Here is a 15,342-nt window from a genome sequence, read left to right as displayed (position 1 = left end):
GTAAAAATACGTCATTTTTATAAATGCCTCTTTATAAAATGACTATAATCTAACGCCTTTTAACAAAATTCAATATGCCTAACACTAGATTTTTAAAAGCCTTAACTTTATTTATTATCACTCTTATTGTTTCTTTTTCAGTTAATGCCCAAGTTAAAATAATGACTTGGAATTTACTTAACGTCGGAAAGAATAAATCACAAGAGAATATAGAATACATCGCCAAAACGATTAAACAAACAGACATCATAGCTATACAAGAGGTTGTTACTAACCCTACAGGCGCACAAACTATTGCTAAGATACACGAAGAACTAAACAGATCCTCAGGGGCCAAATGGGACTATGCGATAAGCGATCCTACTGTTAGTTCACCATATCGCTCAGAACGCTATGCTTACCTATGGAGAACTAGTAAAGTCAAGCTAAAAGGCAAACCTTTTCTTGAACCTACTTATCAAGAGGAAATAGAGAGAGAGCCTTATATGGCTACATTTATTTATAAAGGAAAAGAAATAACGATAAGTAGTTTACACGCACTACCAACTAAACATCAGCCTGAGAAAGAAATCAAGTACCTCAAATTCTTTCCCGAACACTATCCTGAACACAACCTTATCTTCTTAGGTGATTTTAACTTAAGTGAAAGCCACAGCGTATTTAATCCCTTAAAGAAACAAGGGTATCTACCTAGCTTCTCTACACAGAAGACGAGCCTTAGACAGAAATGCCTTAAAGGTGACTGTCTAGCATCAGAGTATGATAATATCTTTTATCACCCTGATAAGAATGAACTTATCAGTGCTAAGCCTATCTACTTCTTTGAAGACTTTGAAGAAATTAGCATAGCAAGAAAAGTATCTGATCACATCCCATTACTCATCACGTTGAATATATTATAACCCAAAAGACCTCTTTAGCAGAGGTCTTTTTTATTATCTTCTATTCATATAGATCATTACATAGTACAGTAGCGTACCTAGTGAACTTATCGCAGCCACTACATACGTACGAGCTGCCCATTTCAACGAATCTTTAGCTCCTGCATATTCTCCTTGAGTCACTATATTCTTCGCTTGTAACCACTTTAACGCACGATTACTCGCATCGTACTCTACAGGTAACGTTACAAAAGAGAATATCGTCGTCATCGCAAACAAAATAATCCCGATTAATAACAACTGCGGAAATGTATTAATCATTAACACACCTCCTAATAATACCCACGTCACTATATTAGACGAAAAGCTAACAATAGGAACTAACTTAGAGCGCATAGTCAGCCAGTGATATGCCTCAGCATGCTGTACAGCGTGTCCTACCTCATGGGCAGCAACAGCAGCCGCAGCAGCATTGCGCTCATTATACACAGCCTCACTTAAGTTGACTGTTTTATCCATTGGATTATAGTGGTCAGTCAGCCTACCTGGAGTAGAAATAACTCTTACGTCTCTGATCCCATGATCAAACAACATCTTCTGTGCTATCTCTGCACCACTCATCCCATTCTGAAGTTGTACTTTAGAATATTTCTCAAATTTACTTTTTAAGCGATAACCTACTAACCAACTAGCACCCATTATCGCAATCATAAAAATCCAAATCATACTTAGACGTTTTTCTTTTTTAATTAAATCTACAAATTATAAGCCAAACTAAAAATAAGACATTTTGACATAAAAAAAGGGTTACATCCCTGTAACCCTCTCTTATTAACTATATTTTATACTATTTAAGTTTCTTTTTAACCTCTACTTCTTGGAAAGCTTCGATTACGTCATACTCCTTAATGTCGTTGTAGTTTTTAATCTGAATACCACAATCATATCCTTTAGAAACTTCTTTAACGTCATCTTTGAAACGTTTAAGAGCAGTTAACTCTCCAGTGTAGATTACTACACCTTCACGGATTAAGCGGATTCTAGAGCTACGGAATATCTTACCATCTGTAACCATACATCCAGCGATAGTTCCCACTTTAGAAATTTTGAACAACTCACGGATCTCAGCAGTACCAGTAACCTCTTCTTTAAGCTCTGGAGATAACATACCTTCCATTGCATCTTTAAGGTCATCGATAGCAGCATAGATGATAGAGTAGTTACGGATATCGATCTCTTCTTTATCAGCTAATACTTTAGCAGATGCCATAGGACGAACGTTAAATCCGATAATGATCGCGTCAGAAGCAGATGCTAACAATACGTCAGATTCTGTAATCGCACCAACTCCTTTGTGGATAATGTTGATTTGAATTTCTTCTGTAGATAATTTAGAGAATGAATCAGATAATGCCTCAACAGAACCATCCACGTCCCCTTTTAAGATAATGTTCAACTCTTTGAAATCTCCTAATGCGATACGACGTCCAATCTCTGCTAACGTAATGTGACGTTGAGCACGTACAGATTGTTCGCGGATCAGCTGAGTACGTTTAGATGCAATTTGTTTTGCTTCTTTTTCTTCTTCGAATACGTTGAATTTATCACCTGCAGTTGGCGCACCATCAAGACCTAATACAGAGATTGGAGTTGAAGGACCAGCTACTTTAATAGACTTACCACGCTCATCGTGCATAGCACGTACTTTACCATGGTTACATCCTGCTAATAAATAATCTCCTACACGAAGAGTACCAGCTTGTACTAATACAGTAGATACATATCCTCTACCTTTATCTAAGAATGCCTCTACTACAGTACCTACTGCTAACTTATCTGGGTTAGCTTTCAGCTCTAACATTTCAGCTTCTAGCAATACTTTTTCAAGTAATTCAGTCATACCAATACCTTGTTTAGCAGAGATATCTTGAGATTGGTAAGTACCACCCCATTCTTCTACTAGCAAGTTCATTGATGCTAACTTTTCTTTAATCTTATCAGGGTTAGCCGTTGGCTTATCTACCTTATTGATCGCGAAGATAATAGGTACACCTGCCGCTTGAGCGTGGCTAATAGCCTCTTTCGTTTGTGGCATGATGTCATCATCCGCAGCGATTACGATAATAACGATATCCGTTACTTGCGCACCACGTGCACGCATCGCAGTAAACGCCTCGTGACCTGGTGTATCTAAGAAAGTAATCTTTTGACCATTTTCTAAAGTTACCCCATACGCACCGATGTGCTGCGTAATACCTCCTGACTCACCAGCGATAACGTTAGCTTTACGAACGTAGTCAAGTAACGATGTCTTACCGTGGTCAACGTGTCCCATTACAGTAACGATAGGAGCACGAGATTTTAAATCTTCTGGTCTATCTGGAGCCTCTTCGATAGCCTCTTCAATAGCTGCAGTAGTAAAGTCTACTTCGTATCCGAACTCATCAGCCACGATAGTCAATGTCTCAGCATCTAGACGTTGATTCATTGTTACCATGATACCTAATGACATACATGTACCGATAACTTTAGTAATAGGCACATCCATCATAGTAGCGATCTCACCTACAGTAACGAACTCAGTAACTTTTAATATTTTACTTCCAGCTTCTAATGCTTTTTGTTCGTCATCCGTTTTCTTACGGTGTACATCACGTTTATCACGACGGTATTTAGCAGATTTAGACTTATTACCTTTACCTTGAAGACGTTCTAGTGTCTCCTTGATTTGGTTTTTAACTTCTTCTTCTGTTGGCTCAGCCTTAACTACAGGAGCTTGTTGGTTACGTCTTTGGTTTCTATTACCAAATTTGTTTCCACCAGTATTGTTATTATTGTTGTTATTTCTTTGCCCGCCACCTTGGTTTCTGTTATTGTTGTTGTTATTACCACCATTAGCATTATTGCTATTGTTATTAGTAGTATTACCACCTTCAGCAGTACCTGGTTTAGCTATACGTTTTCTCTTATTCTTATTAGCGGCATTACCAGCACCTGGTTTCGCATTGTTACCAGCGTTGTTACCACCTTTTTTAGGCTCTTCTTTTTTCTTTTTAGGCTTATCGAATTGAGATAAATCGATAGTCTGTCCAGTAAAAGTAGTACCAGAAAGTTTTTGATAATTAGTTTTAATCATCTCCTCTCCTGCGTTTTCTTCTGTCTTAGCAGCCTCTTCCGCTTTGTTAGACTCTGCTTTTTTAGAATCCACTTTGTTAGATGAAGCATCCTTACTTCCTGCTACAGATTCTTTCTGTTTTGGTTTTTCCACCTCTTTTTTAGCTTCCACTTGTTTATTTGAGTTCGTTACTTTAGATGCTTCCTTATCAACTACAGGTTTAGCGACAGTCTCTTTCTTATCCTCTATAACCTCATTAGCTTGTTTTTGCTTACTCTCTTTAGCAGGAGCTTTGGCATCTTTTTCAAAAGATTTATTTTCTTTATTAGAATCGTCTGAAGAAGCTTTAGTTTTTTTAGGCTCAAGATCGATTTTACCCACAGTTTTGATAGCTGCAATTTCTTCAGCTTTAGCTCGGATAATTTCTTGTTCACGCTTAATACGTGCTTCCTCTTGTTTTTTCTTCTCCTCTAATTCTTTATCACGCTCAATTTTCAAGGCCTCTTTCTCTTTCTTTTTCTCTTCACTTACTTCAATAGATGCCTCTTTCTTACCTTTATCAGCAGAAAATTGTTTACACAAAACACTATATTCTTGATCAGAAATTTTAGCATTAGGTGTTGCGTCGATATCGAAACCTTTTCCTTTTAAAAAGTCAACGGCTCTATCGAGAGAAATATTCAATTCCCTTAAAACTTTATTAATTCTTATTGCTCTTTCTTCAGACATATTATCCTTTTAGTGTATTAAATGTGTTGTGTTGTTAACTTGTAATTAATCCTCGAATTCTTCTTTCAAGATTCTAAGTACATTCTCAATTGTTTCATCTTCAAGATCAGTACGTTTCATTAACTCTTCAACACTTAGGCTTAAAACGCTCTTAGCCGTATCTAAACCGATTCTTGCAAATTCTTCAATTACCCACTCATCGATTTCGTCTTTGAACTCTTTTAATTCTACGTCATCGTCTTCTGGGTTTAATTCACGCATAACATCAATATCATATCCAGTTAACATACCAGCTAATTTGATGTTTTGTCCACCACGTCCTATCGCACGTGATACCTCTTCTAGAGCTAAATAAACATTTGCTTTTTTAGTCTCTTCATTCAGAACTACTTTATTTACGTTAGCAGGTGCTAAGGCACGCTTAACGAATAATTCTGTATTATTAGTAAAATTAATTACGTCTATATTCTCATTTCCTAATTCGCGAACGATACCATGGATACGAGATCCTTTCATACCTACACACGCTCCTACTGGATCGATACGATCATCAAAAGTATCTACTGCCACTTTTGCTTTTTCTCCAGGGATACGTACTACTTTCTTAATAGTGATGTGTCCATCAGCGATCTCAGGGATTTCTTGCTCGAATAATCTTTCTAAGAACTCAGTAGCAGTTCTAGACATGATGATTTGAGGTTTAGATCCTTTTAATTCTACTGCTTCAATGATTCCTTTTACAGTATCACCTTTTCTAAAGAAGTCAGATGGAATCTGTTTATCTTTTGGTAAAACGATTTCATTTCCTTCCTCATCCATCAAAATTACAACTTTTGGACGGATGTGGTGCACTTCTGCTGAATAAACTTCTCCAATAATATCTTTGAACTGTTTGTATAAAGTAGTATTATCGTGCTCAGTCACTTTAGAGTTTAAGTTTTGGCGCAATGCTAAAATAGCACGTCTTCCTAACTCCTCTAATTTAACCTCTTCTGAAACTTCTTCTCCTACTTCAAAATCTGGTTCGATCTTGCGTGCTTGAGATAATGAAATTTCATAGTTATCATTCTCTACTTCCCCATCATTTACTACTACACGGTTTCTGAATATCTGGCAATCTCCTTTATCTGGGTTAACAATGATATCAAAGTTATCATCATTACCAAATCTTTTTTTCAATGCATTTCTAAATACATCTTCTAAGATGGCCATCAGCGTTACACGCTCAATATCTTTTTCGTCTTTAAATTCTGAGAATGAATCTACTAAATCTCTATTCTCCATGTGCTTTTTTTATTTTAAAATGAAATTATAACATTCGCTTCTTTAATATTCTCAAAAGGAATCACAGCTTCTTTCTCTACTGTCACCTTCCCTTTTCCTACAGGTTTAGGCTCTCTAGCCTTCCACTTTAGGACAATCTGATTATCGATCACATTATCTAGAGTAGCCTCGTATTTCTCTTGATCTAGCGTCACCACTTTTAGCTTTCTACCAATGTTCTTATGGTATTGACGAAGTAATTTTAAAGGTGCTGTTGCACCTGCTGATGCTACCTCTAGTGAGAAATCCTGCTCTTCTCTATCTAAATTATGCTCTATAGCTCTACTAAAATTTATACAATCTTGTAATGTCACACCTTCATCACCATCTATAGTTAGAGTGATTTTATTGTCAGCAGACACCGTAAAATCTATAATAAATATAGATGTATGCTCTTCTAAAGCCTTATCTATTAATTCTTGTACTTTACTTTTTAATGTCATATGCTATAAAAAGAGGGGACTACTTTGTCCCCTCATTATTTAACTTTTTTAATAAATAACTGTGCAAAGATATTAATTTTTTTATTACAAATAAAACTTTTGCCTATTGATAATTATATTCTTAACTTTAAATCATGTAATTAAATCAAAATAAAACAACAAATATCACTATGAAAAAAATACTAGTCCCAACAGATTTTTCTACACAAGCTTATAACGCTATCAAGGTAGCTGCTTGTATAGCTAAAAAAGGAGATGCAGAAATACTACTATTACACATCTTGGACTTGCCACAACAAGGAAATGATAGTATCAATAAAGGTACTCCTGCTCCTGAAGTAATGTTCTTCAAGAACGCTGCTGAAGAGAAACTTAGAGAATTAGCCCTATCTGACCTATTCGAAGGCATTAAGGTATCTACTAGTCTTATCCTAGACAGAACGGCTTATGGCGTGACTAAGACAGCAGAGACGAATAAAGCAGACCTTATCGTAATGGGATCTCATGGAGCGAGCGGAGCGAAAGAATACTTCGTAGGTTCTAATACTCAGAAAGTAGTAAGAACATCTGACGCACCTGTATTAGTAATTAAAGGAGAAGGGGATGACTTCAACGTGAATGATCTTGTATTCGCTTCTGACTTTACTGATAATATGAAAGAACCTTTTAAAAAGATTCTACGTCTACACCAGATGTTCGACACGAAATTACACCTACTGATGGTAAACACTCCTAATAGTTTTAAACCTACTCATGTAGCAGAACAGGTATTAGAAGACTTCTTAGAAGACATCACAGATACAGAATACGACTTATCTATCTATAATGATCTAACAGTAGAAAAGGGAATCCTTAACTTCTCAAAGAAAACGAATGCAGACCTAATCACGATCGCTACACACGGACGTACAGGGTTAGCTCATTTCTTCAACGGAAGTATCAGCGAAGATTTAGTAAATCACTCGCCTATCTCAGTATTGACGATCAAGATAGACTAAGCACTATCCCTATATAATACAAAAAGCTGATTGCTATTCGCAATCAGCTTTTTTATTTCTCCTATTTTATTCATTTACTCTCTTCTTTGCTTTTAGTTCCTAGCAGATTCCTTCGACTATCCTTGCACATTTCTTCGAGAAAACCCCTCTCTGGGCAAGCAAACTCGAAGAAAACCCCTAGAATACCCGAAGAACCCCAAGCCCAAACACAATATACCTCTATAAATCAATACTCTGTAAAAACTCAGTCCTTCATAATAAAACAAAAAGAGCAACCAAAGTCATAAACTCCATATCTAGTCAAAAAGAGCGGAAAGAAAATAAAAAAACAGCCTTATTCAACAACTGTAACCTTAGAGAACAACTCTTAATCCAAGATACTAATACTAAAAAAGGCGAATATCATGAGAACATTCGCCTTTTATTATATGCTAATAGCTACTGCTATATAAATAATCTATTTTATTATCTCGATATGACTTTCTGATACTTTAGCTATCGGTAGATAGTGTTTCTTCCCTTCTACTAACAGACATAGGTAGATATTATCTATAGAGATCACATATCCTTCTAGACCATCGATACGCACTAGCTGTCCTAACTCTAGATTCTTACGAGCGTAAAAAGAGAACAATAGTCTAGTCACAACATCTTTAGCCCCTAATCCTAATGATAAAGCTACAGTCAATAGGATAGCCCCTACGATAATAGAGATATTATTAGTAATAATATCTGTGTTTATACCCATCTGATTCAATGTAGTAATAAACACAAAAACCAAGATTAGATAGAATAAGATATTACCTATCATACGTGCTCCACTAAAGTCAACAGCCTTTAGCACTTCCACAATAGCTTTCTTTACCCATGTAGCAAAATACAATCCTCCTACGAAGATCAGTAGTGCAACAAACACTTTAGGAATATACAACATCAGGTTTCCAATCTCTCGAGAGACAATAGCTAGACCAAATAACTCAGCTCCTACTACTACCATTAAGAAGATTAAAAACACCTTTACAAAGAATATTAAGATATCAGACACACTGATCTTAATATTCACCTTATTCAAAAAGTCATTTTCGCTTAATAGATTTTGTATTTTCTCTAAGCGAATAACCTTAAACAGCTTCTTTAAGACATAAGAACATACCTTAATTATTAACCAAGAAATTAAAATATAGCCTACTAAAAAAACAAATCCTATCAATCCTTGTAATAACGAGCTCATTACAGAGTTAATCATTTGACTAGGATACTCAAAGTTATAACGTTCCATCATCCTTACTATTTTTAATTTTATTGATTATTTCATTTTCTTTTTTTACATCTTTTTCTCCTATCAGGCTACCTAATGCCTGAGGAACCTTAACAGTATAAAGTTCTGACACATCTAGTGATAACTTAATAAAGTTGAGATTATCTATTACCCTATCTTTTAAGTAATCTGGTAATTTTTCGTCCTGAAGAATTTTTTTAAACGGATTATCCATAATTACAACGAGTTATAAATTTCAACAATTTTTTTCTTAGCCCTGTGGAGTCGCATTTTCACCGCACTCTCTCCTAAATCCAACAGGGTGGAAATCTCCTTAATAGACTTGTCATCCTGATATTTCATCAACAAAACAATCTTGTCCTCCGGATCCAACCTTACTAATGACTCTTGTAACCTATCGACACTCAATGAGAATATCTCCTCATCCGAAATCTCGTCTTCTACAGATAATGCGTATTGATTCTCATCATCCAATGTTTCTTCATTTCTCTTCTTCTTAAGAACTAACCTGGAATAATTAACACAATGATTATACGCAAAAGAATACAACCACGTAGAAAATTTAGAATCACCTCTAAAGTTCTTTAGGTTTAAATACAACTTCACAAAAATATCTTGTGTAAGGTCTTCTGCTACATCCCTAGACTCAGCAAAACCAATACACTTCGCATAAACTTTCTGTGCGTACCGATCATAAAGTATCCCAAATAAGTTAGTATTGCTACTATGAACAATGAATTGTACTAACTCTTCATCCGTCATCGCAGCAAAATTACTATTTTGCGAATTAAACTTCATATACTTTTTTTTCAGGTGCAAAGTAAAGTCTTTTACACCAATAGTCCCATAAAAATACTAAATATTTACTACAAACTTCTCAATTGCACCAACTTAGCAACATACTTCCCAACAACATCAAACTCAAGATTAACCACGGTTCCGACTTGATAATGTTTAAAAATAGTATGCTCTAAAGTATATGGAATAATCGCAACTTTAAAAGTATTGATACCAGAGTCTACAACAGTCAGACTCGTGCCATCTATAGTAATAGACCCTTTCTCTATCGTCACATGCTGTGACGTCTTTTTATATTCAAACCCAAAATATGTACTACCTCCCACTTCTTCGATACTCACACAAGTAGCGATATGATCTACGTGTCCCTGTACGATATGCCCATCTAAGCGACCATTCATCAGCATAGCTCTTTCTAGATTTAGCTCCTGCCCTACTTGCCACTGTCCTATACTTGTCACATCTATCGTTTCTTTAATAGCAGTAACAGTATATTCACCATCTGCCAGTGCTACTACTGTCAAACAGATACCGTTATGTAAAACGCTCTGATCGATCTGTAACTCACTAGCAAATGCAGATTCTACTGTGATATGTAAGTTTTCTTGCTCTTTTTCTATTCTTTTGATATTTCCGATGTTTTCAACTATTCCTGTAAACATAACTCCATTTATTTTATTAAATTTGCTTTCAAAAGTAGGAATAATTTAGACGAAACTATGAGCCACAAAGAAGAAATTATAAAAGTAGGGATCTCTATCGGAGATCTAAATGGGATAGGTAGTGAAGTTATACTCAAATGTTTCGAAGACAGTAGAATGCTAGAAATCTGCACTCCTGTTATATTCGGAAATTCAAAGCCTCTATCATATATAAAAAAAACGATTGATAATAATACACCAATACAAGGAATAGACAATCTAAGTCAAATTGTCCCAAATAGATTAAACGTACTAAATCTATGGAAAGAAAACGTTAATATTTCATTTGGTAAAAATGACCCCATCGTTGGAAAATATGCTATCAAATCATTTGTTGCAGCAACTGAAGCTCTAAAAAATGGAGAAATAGATGTACTTATAACAGCTCCTATCAATAAATATAATAGCGTAGACGACGAGTTTAAGTACCCTGGACACACTGATTATTTAAATGAACAATTAGATGGACAGGCTCTTATGCTACTAGTAAGTGAAGATCTAAAAATAGGGTTATTAACAGATCATTTACCAATACAAGATGTAGCGAAAGCAATCACTCCTGAATTAATCGAACAAAAAGTAAAAACGATAAACGATACTTTAATTCAAGATTTCAATATATTTAAACCACGCATTGCTATCTTAGGATTAAACCCACACGCTGGTGACGGCGGTGTTATAGGTAATGAAGAATTAACAATCATAAAACCGACAGTAGAAAAACTTAATGATGAAGGTATTCTAATTTCAGGCCCATTTCCTGCAGATGGTTTTTTCGGATCAGGAACACACAAACACTTTGATGCAGTGATAGCGTGCTACCACGATCAAGGTTTAGCCCCTTTCAAAGCACTTTCTTTCGGTCATGGTGTGAACTATACTGCTGGTCTAGATAAGATTAGAACTTCTCCTGACCACGGAACTGCTTATGAAATAGCTGGAAAAGGCATTGCAGACGAAACTTCTTTTAAAGAAGCACTATATCTAGCTATTGATATTTATAACAATAGAAGTAGAAATATTGAAGCAGCAGCAAACCCTTTACAGCCTCAAGAAAAAGATTTTAGCACAAAAAAATTTGATAACTAGCTTGTAATTATAATAATTTTTTATCTTTGCACGCTCAAATCATGTATTCCATGAATATTGAAAAAGACTTTTTAATACCTTTTACAGGATTAAAAAACGGAAAGCATTCGTTTGATTTTAAGGTAGATGACCGTTTTTTCGAAAACTACAACTACAGTGATTTCAATCATATTAATGCTGACATAAACGTTCTTTTAGACAAGAAAATTAATCTATTTGAGTTACACTTCACTGCAAAAGGTATAGCAAATGTACCTTGTGATGTGACAAACCAAGATTTTGACATGCCAGTAGAGAGTGAAATTGATTTGGTAGTTAAATTTGGAGATTCATTTAATGATGATCACGATGAGATATTAATCATCCCATATACTGAACATCAAATAAATGTAGCTCAATATATATATGAAATGATCGTTCTAGCTATACCTCAAAAAAGGGTTCATCCTGGAGTAAAAGATGGGACATTAGATTCTGCAGCATTAGATTACTTAGGTTACGTTAATGAAGAAGATGAAGACGAATTTGACAGTCTATTCGATGATGAAGATGACGAAATCTTCGACTTAATAGACGACCTAGAAGATGATGATGTAGAAGAGGAAGAAGAAAATACAAATAAAGATATTGACCCTAGATGGGCAGAATTAAAGAAACTATTAACGGATAAATAATATAGTAAAATGGCACATCCTAAGAGAAAAACCTCGAAAACAAGAAGAGATAAGAGAAGAACTCATTACAAAGCTGTAGCTCCAACAATCGCTACATGTCCTGTAACAGGAGAAGCTCACTTATATCACAGAGCTTACTGGCATGAAGGAAAAATGTACTACAGAGGGCAAGTTGTAATCGACAAAACAGCTGAAGTAGAGGCATAACTTTAGACAAAGTACAAATTAACTCTCACAATGTGTGAGAGTTTTTTTTTGGTATATAGCCCAAAAAACGTACTTTACGCCTCCAAAGAACCGTTAATTCGTTTTTTTTTTGTAATTTTCGCTTCTTTTTGGAATGTTTTTATAAAGTAAAGCAACACCATATGACAAAAATACACGCAGCCATTACAGCGATCGGATGCTACCTACCAGAGACTAAGTTAACCAATACAGACTTAGAGACGATGGTAGATACAAACGACGAATGGATAACTAGCCGTACAGGAATTAAAGAAAGAAGAATTCTTAAAGAACCTGGTGAAGGAGCTTCTTATATGGCTATCAAAGCCGCAGAAGATTTATTACGCAAATCAGGCACAGATCCTAAAGATATCGATTGTATAATCTTATCAACAGCGACACCTGATATGCCTGTAGCTTCTACAGGAGTTTATGTTGCAACAAAAATTGGAGCAACGAATGCATTTTCATTTGATTTACAAGCAGCTTGTTCTAGCTTTTTATATGGTATGTCAGTAGCTTCTGCATATATCGAATCAGGTAGATATAAAAAAGTATTGTTGATCGGATCAGACAAGATGTCTTCAATCATCGATTATACAGATCGTGCAACTTGTATTATCTTCGGAGATGCTGCTGGAGCAGTATTATTCGAGCCTAACACAGAAGGCTATGGAGTACAAGATGAATACTTAAGAAGCGACGGTGTTGGCCGTGAGTTCTTAAAAATCGAAGCAGGTGGATCTATCTTACCTGCAAGTGCAGAAACTGTTGCAAACAAACAACACTATGTATTCCAAGATGGAAAAACAGTATTTAAATATGCTGTATCAAACATGGCTGATGTAAGTGAAAAAGTTATGCAACGAAACAATCTTTCTCATGAAGATGTGACTTGGTTAGCTGCACACCAAGCGAACAAACGAATCATTGATGCTACAGCTCACAGAATGGGCTTAGATGACTCAAAGGTATTAATGAATATCGAAAGATACGGAAATACAACGTCTGCCACTTTACCATTACTACTTTGCGATTATGAAAAACAACTTAAAAAGGGTGATAATATTATTTTTGCTACTTTTGGAGGTGGTTTCACGTGGGGTGCAATGTACTTAAAGTGGGCGTACACAGCGAAATAAAAACAACTAACCAATACATTAGGTATGGACATTAAAGAGATTCAAAACTTAATTAAATTTGTAGCAAAATCAGGAGCTACAGAAGTAAAATTAGAAATGGATGATTTTAAAATCACCATTAAAACAACTGAAACAGGTAATACTGAAACTACTTACATCCAACAAGTACCAGTAGCTTCTGCTTTATCTCAAACTCCTGTTGCTCAACAAGCTGCAACTCCAGCTGCACCAGCTGCTGCTGCAACTGAAACTGCAGCTAACGAAGATTCTAAATACATCACTGTAAAATCTCCAATCATTGGAACATTCTATAGAAAACCAGCTCCAGACAAAGAACCATTTGCTGAAGTAGGAAAAACTATTAAAGCAGGAGATGTAGTATGTGTAATCGAAGCAATGAAATTATTCAACGAAATCGAATCTGAAATTTCAGGTAAAATCGTTAAAGTATTAGTTGACGATGCTTCTCCAGTAGAATTTGATCAACCATTATTCTTAGTTGATCCATCTTAAGAAATTTATAACACACCAATTTTTACTTTCTAACGAAGTAAACTCACTAAAGTTAAATTAAAGTTTCAAGAGATGTTTAAAAAAATATTAATCGCTAATAGAGGTGAAATTGCCTTACGTGTTATCAGAACATGTAAAGAAATGGGCATTAAAACTGTAGCAGTTTACTCTACTGCGGATGCAGATAGTTTACACGTTCGTTTTGCGGATGAAGCTGTTTGTATTGGACCTGCTCCAAGTAACTTATCGTATTTAAAGATTTCAAACATAATAGCTGCTGCTGAAATTACAAACGCAGATGCTATACACCCTGGTTACGGTTTCTTATCAGAAAACGCTAAATTTTCTAAAATCTGTCAAGAGCACGGTGTGAAGTTCATCGGAGCTGGACCAGAGATGATTGAAAAAATGGGAGATAAAGCCACAGCTAAAGAAACAATGAAATTAGCTGGAGTACCTACTGTTCCTGGTTCTGATGGTTTATTAGAATCACTAGAACACGCCAAAAAAACAGCTAAAGCTATCGGTTACCCAGTAATGATGAAAGCTACTGCTGGTGGTGGTGGTAAAGGTATGCGTGAAATCTTCAAAGAAGAAGAGCTAGATAGAGCATGGGAAAGTGCACGTCAAGAAGCTTCTGCAGCTTTCGGTAACGATGGTATGTACATGGAGAAACTAATCCTTGACCCACGTCACATCGAGATCCAAGTAGTAGGAGACTCTTATGGTAAAGCATGTCACCTTTCTGAGCGTGACTGTTCTATCCAAAGACGTCACCAAAAACTAACAGAAGAAACACCTTCTCCATTCATGACAGATGAATTGAGACACAAAATGGGTGAAGCTGCTGTAAAAGCTGCTGAATTCATTAAATACGAAGGTGCTGGTACTATCGAATTCTTAGTAGACAGAGACAGAAACTTCTACTTCATGGAGATGAATACTCGTATCCAAGTAGAACACCCTATCACTGAACAAGTAATCGATTATGACTTAATCAGAGAGCAAATTTTAGTTGCAGCAGGCACACCAATTTCAGGTAAAAATTACTTGCCTAAAATGCACTCAATAGAATGTCGTATCAATGCAGAGGATCCATTCAATGACTTCCGCCCATCTCCAGGGAAGATTACAACTCTTCACACACCTGGTGGACACGGTGTACGTCTAGACACTCACGTGTACTCTGGATACTCTATTCCTCCGAACTATGACTCTATGATCGCTAAGTTAATTACAACTGCTCAAACAAGAGAAGAGGCAATTAACAAGATGAGAAGAGCATTAGACGAATTCGTAATTGAAGGAATCAAAACGACTATTCCATTCCATAGACAATTAATGGATGATCCAAACTATATCGCTGGTAACTATACAACCGCATTTATGGAAAGTTTCACAATGAAACCTTTAGAGGATTAATCTATATCAG

The 15,342-nt window shown here is 35.8% G+C and carries 16 protein-coding genes; 8 read left to right on the top strand and 8 right to left on the bottom strand.

Annotated elements, in window-relative coordinates; all coding sequences use genetic code 11:
• Nucleotides 1-74 precede the first annotated feature (74 nt).
• Nucleotides 75-902, top strand: coding sequence for an endonuclease/exonuclease/phosphatase family protein (locus BK054_RS06560; RefSeq protein ID WP_071307108.1), 828 nt, complete (start codon nucleotides 75-77; stop codon nucleotides 900-902).
• A 33-nt stretch (nucleotides 903-935) separates the two neighbouring features.
• Here BK054_RS06560 and BK054_RS06555 read toward each other — a convergent pair whose 3' ends face one another.
• From BK054_RS06555 to rimP, 4 genes are all read right to left on the bottom strand, one after another.
• Nucleotides 936-1,607 (bottom strand): zinc metallopeptidase, encoded by a 672-nt coding sequence (locus BK054_RS06555; RefSeq protein ID WP_006257669.1) that lies wholly within the window; start codon nucleotides 1,605-1,607, stop codon nucleotides 936-938.
• Between the two features lie 121 nt (nucleotides 1,608-1,728).
• Nucleotides 1,729-4,725, bottom strand: coding sequence for a translation initiation factor IF-2 (gene infB / locus BK054_RS06550; RefSeq protein WP_016650027.1), 2,997 nt, complete (start codon nucleotides 4,723-4,725; stop codon nucleotides 1,729-1,731).
• Nucleotides 4,726-4,770: 45 nt separating this feature from the next.
• Nucleotides 4,771-6,009 (bottom strand): transcription termination factor NusA, encoded by a 1,239-nt coding sequence (gene nusA, locus BK054_RS06545; RefSeq protein ID WP_006257671.1) that lies wholly within the window; start codon nucleotides 6,007-6,009, stop codon nucleotides 4,771-4,773.
• Nucleotides 6,010-6,023: 14 nt separating this feature from the next.
• The gene (gene rimP, locus BK054_RS06540) at nucleotides 6,024-6,491 is read right to left on the bottom strand and encodes a ribosome assembly cofactor RimP (protein WP_006257673.1); all 468 of its coding nucleotides are present in this window, start codon (nucleotides 6,489-6,491) and stop codon (nucleotides 6,024-6,026) included.
• Between the two features lie 170 nt (nucleotides 6,492-6,661).
• Here rimP and BK054_RS06535 point away from each other — a divergent pair, with 170 nt between their 5' ends.
• A complete protein-coding gene (locus BK054_RS06535) occupies nucleotides 6,662-7,489 on the top strand; it encodes a universal stress protein (RefSeq protein WP_006257674.1) in 828 nt (275 codons plus the stop codon).
• 457 nt (nucleotides 7,490-7,946) lie between these two features.
• Here the strand turns inward: BK054_RS06535 and BK054_RS06530 are convergent, their stop codons facing one another.
• The 4 genes from BK054_RS06530 to BK054_RS06515 form a co-directional block, all read right to left on the bottom strand.
• Nucleotides 7,947-8,771: a mechanosensitive ion channel family protein gene (locus BK054_RS06530; RefSeq protein ID WP_006260495.1), complete on the bottom strand. Its 825-nt coding sequence runs from the start codon at nucleotides 8,769-8,771 to the stop codon at nucleotides 7,947-7,949.
• Nucleotides 8,755-8,982 carry a hypothetical protein gene (locus tag BK054_RS06525; protein WP_006257677.1) on the bottom strand — a complete coding sequence of 76 codons (228 nt, stop codon included), beginning with the start codon at nucleotides 8,980-8,982 and terminating at the stop codon, nucleotides 8,755-8,757. Before BK054_RS06525 ends, BK054_RS06530 begins: the two co-directional genes overlap by 17 nt.
• Nucleotides 8,983-8,984: 2 nt before the next feature.
• On the bottom strand, nucleotides 8,985-9,566 hold the full coding sequence (locus BK054_RS06520) for an RNA polymerase sigma factor (RefSeq protein WP_006257678.1): 582 nt from the start codon (nucleotides 9,564-9,566) through the stop codon (nucleotides 8,985-8,987).
• Nucleotides 9,567-9,634: 68 nt separating this feature from the next.
• Nucleotides 9,635-10,228, bottom strand: coding sequence for a riboflavin synthase (locus tag BK054_RS06515; protein ID WP_006262593.1), 594 nt, complete (start codon nucleotides 10,226-10,228; stop codon nucleotides 9,635-9,637).
• A gap of 57 nt (nucleotides 10,229-10,285) precedes the next feature.
• Here BK054_RS06515 and pdxA point away from each other — a divergent pair, with 57 nt between their 5' ends.
• From pdxA to accC, 6 genes are all read left to right on the top strand, one after another.
• A complete protein-coding gene (gene pdxA / locus BK054_RS06510; protein WP_006262592.1) occupies nucleotides 10,286-11,356 on the top strand; it encodes a 4-hydroxythreonine-4-phosphate dehydrogenase PdxA in 1,071 nt (356 codons plus the stop codon).
• A 50-nt stretch (nucleotides 11,357-11,406) separates the two neighbouring features.
• A complete protein-coding gene (locus BK054_RS06505; RefSeq protein ID WP_016650026.1) occupies nucleotides 11,407-12,030 on the top strand; it encodes a YceD family protein in 624 nt (207 codons plus the stop codon).
• A 9-nt stretch (nucleotides 12,031-12,039) separates the two neighbouring features.
• Nucleotides 12,040-12,237, top strand: a complete 198-nt coding sequence (gene rpmF, locus BK054_RS06500; RefSeq protein WP_006257684.1) for a 50S ribosomal protein L32 — start codon at nucleotides 12,040-12,042, stop codon at nucleotides 12,235-12,237.
• Nucleotides 12,238-12,398: 161 nt separating this feature from the next.
• Nucleotides 12,399-13,397, top strand: coding sequence for a beta-ketoacyl-ACP synthase III (locus BK054_RS06495; RefSeq protein ID WP_006257685.1), 999 nt, complete (start codon nucleotides 12,399-12,401; stop codon nucleotides 13,395-13,397).
• Between the two features lie 24 nt (nucleotides 13,398-13,421).
• A complete protein-coding gene (accB, locus tag BK054_RS06490) occupies nucleotides 13,422-13,910 on the top strand; it encodes an acetyl-CoA carboxylase biotin carboxyl carrier protein (protein ID WP_006257686.1) in 489 nt (162 codons plus the stop codon).
• A 72-nt stretch (nucleotides 13,911-13,982) separates the two neighbouring features.
• Nucleotides 13,983-15,332, top strand: a complete 1,350-nt coding sequence (gene accC / locus BK054_RS06485) for an acetyl-CoA carboxylase biotin carboxylase subunit (RefSeq protein ID WP_006257687.1) — start codon at nucleotides 13,983-13,985, stop codon at nucleotides 15,330-15,332.
• The last annotated feature ends 10 nt before the right edge of the window (nucleotides 15,333-15,342 follow it).

Source organism: Myroides sp. ZB35 (assembly GCF_001865835.1).
GTDB lineage: Bacteria > Bacteroidota > Bacteroidia > Flavobacteriales > Flavobacteriaceae > Flavobacterium > Flavobacterium odoratimimum.
The sequence above is the reverse complement of the archived record's forward strand: the minus strand, read 5'-3'. Positions and strand labels throughout refer to the sequence as shown.

Coding starts and splice junctions, on each gene's coding strand:
- BK054_RS06560 (WP_071307108.1), top strand. CDS start 75: ATGCCTAACACTAGATTTTTAAAAGCCTTAACTTTATTTATTATCACT.
- BK054_RS06555 (WP_006257669.1), bottom strand. CDS start 1,607: ATGATTTGGATTTTTATGATTGCGATAATGGGTGCTAGTTGGTTAGTA.
- infB (WP_016650027.1), bottom strand. CDS start 4,725: ATGTCTGAAGAAAGAGCAATAAGAATTAATAAAGTTTTAAGGGAATTG.
- nusA (WP_006257671.1), bottom strand. CDS start 6,009: ATGGAGAATAGAGATTTAGTAGATTCATTCTCAGAATTTAAAGACGAA.
- rimP (WP_006257673.1), bottom strand. CDS start 6,491: ATGACATTAAAAAGTAAAGTACAAGAATTAATAGATAAGGCTTTAGAA.
- BK054_RS06535 (WP_006257674.1), top strand. CDS start 6,662: ATGAAAAAAATACTAGTCCCAACAGATTTTTCTACACAAGCTTATAAC.
- BK054_RS06530 (WP_006260495.1), bottom strand. CDS start 8,771: ATGATGGAACGTTATAACTTTGAGTATCCTAGTCAAATGATTAACTCT.
- BK054_RS06525 (WP_006257677.1), bottom strand. CDS start 8,982: ATGGATAATCCGTTTAAAAAAATTCTTCAGGACGAAAAATTACCAGAT.
- BK054_RS06520 (WP_006257678.1), bottom strand. CDS start 9,566: ATGAAGTTTAATTCGCAAAATAGTAATTTTGCTGCGATGACGGATGAA.
- BK054_RS06515 (WP_006262593.1), bottom strand. CDS start 10,228: ATGTTTACAGGAATAGTTGAAAACATCGGAAATATCAAAAGAATAGAA.
- pdxA (WP_006262592.1), top strand. CDS start 10,286: ATGAGCCACAAAGAAGAAATTATAAAAGTAGGGATCTCTATCGGAGAT.
- BK054_RS06505 (WP_016650026.1), top strand. CDS start 11,407: ATGAATATTGAAAAAGACTTTTTAATACCTTTTACAGGATTAAAAAAC.
- rpmF (WP_006257684.1), top strand. CDS start 12,040: ATGGCACATCCTAAGAGAAAAACCTCGAAAACAAGAAGAGATAAGAGA.
- BK054_RS06495 (WP_006257685.1), top strand. CDS start 12,399: ATGACAAAAATACACGCAGCCATTACAGCGATCGGATGCTACCTACCA.
- accB (WP_006257686.1), top strand. CDS start 13,422: ATGGACATTAAAGAGATTCAAAACTTAATTAAATTTGTAGCAAAATCA.
- accC (WP_006257687.1), top strand. CDS start 13,983: ATGTTTAAAAAAATATTAATCGCTAATAGAGGTGAAATTGCCTTACGT.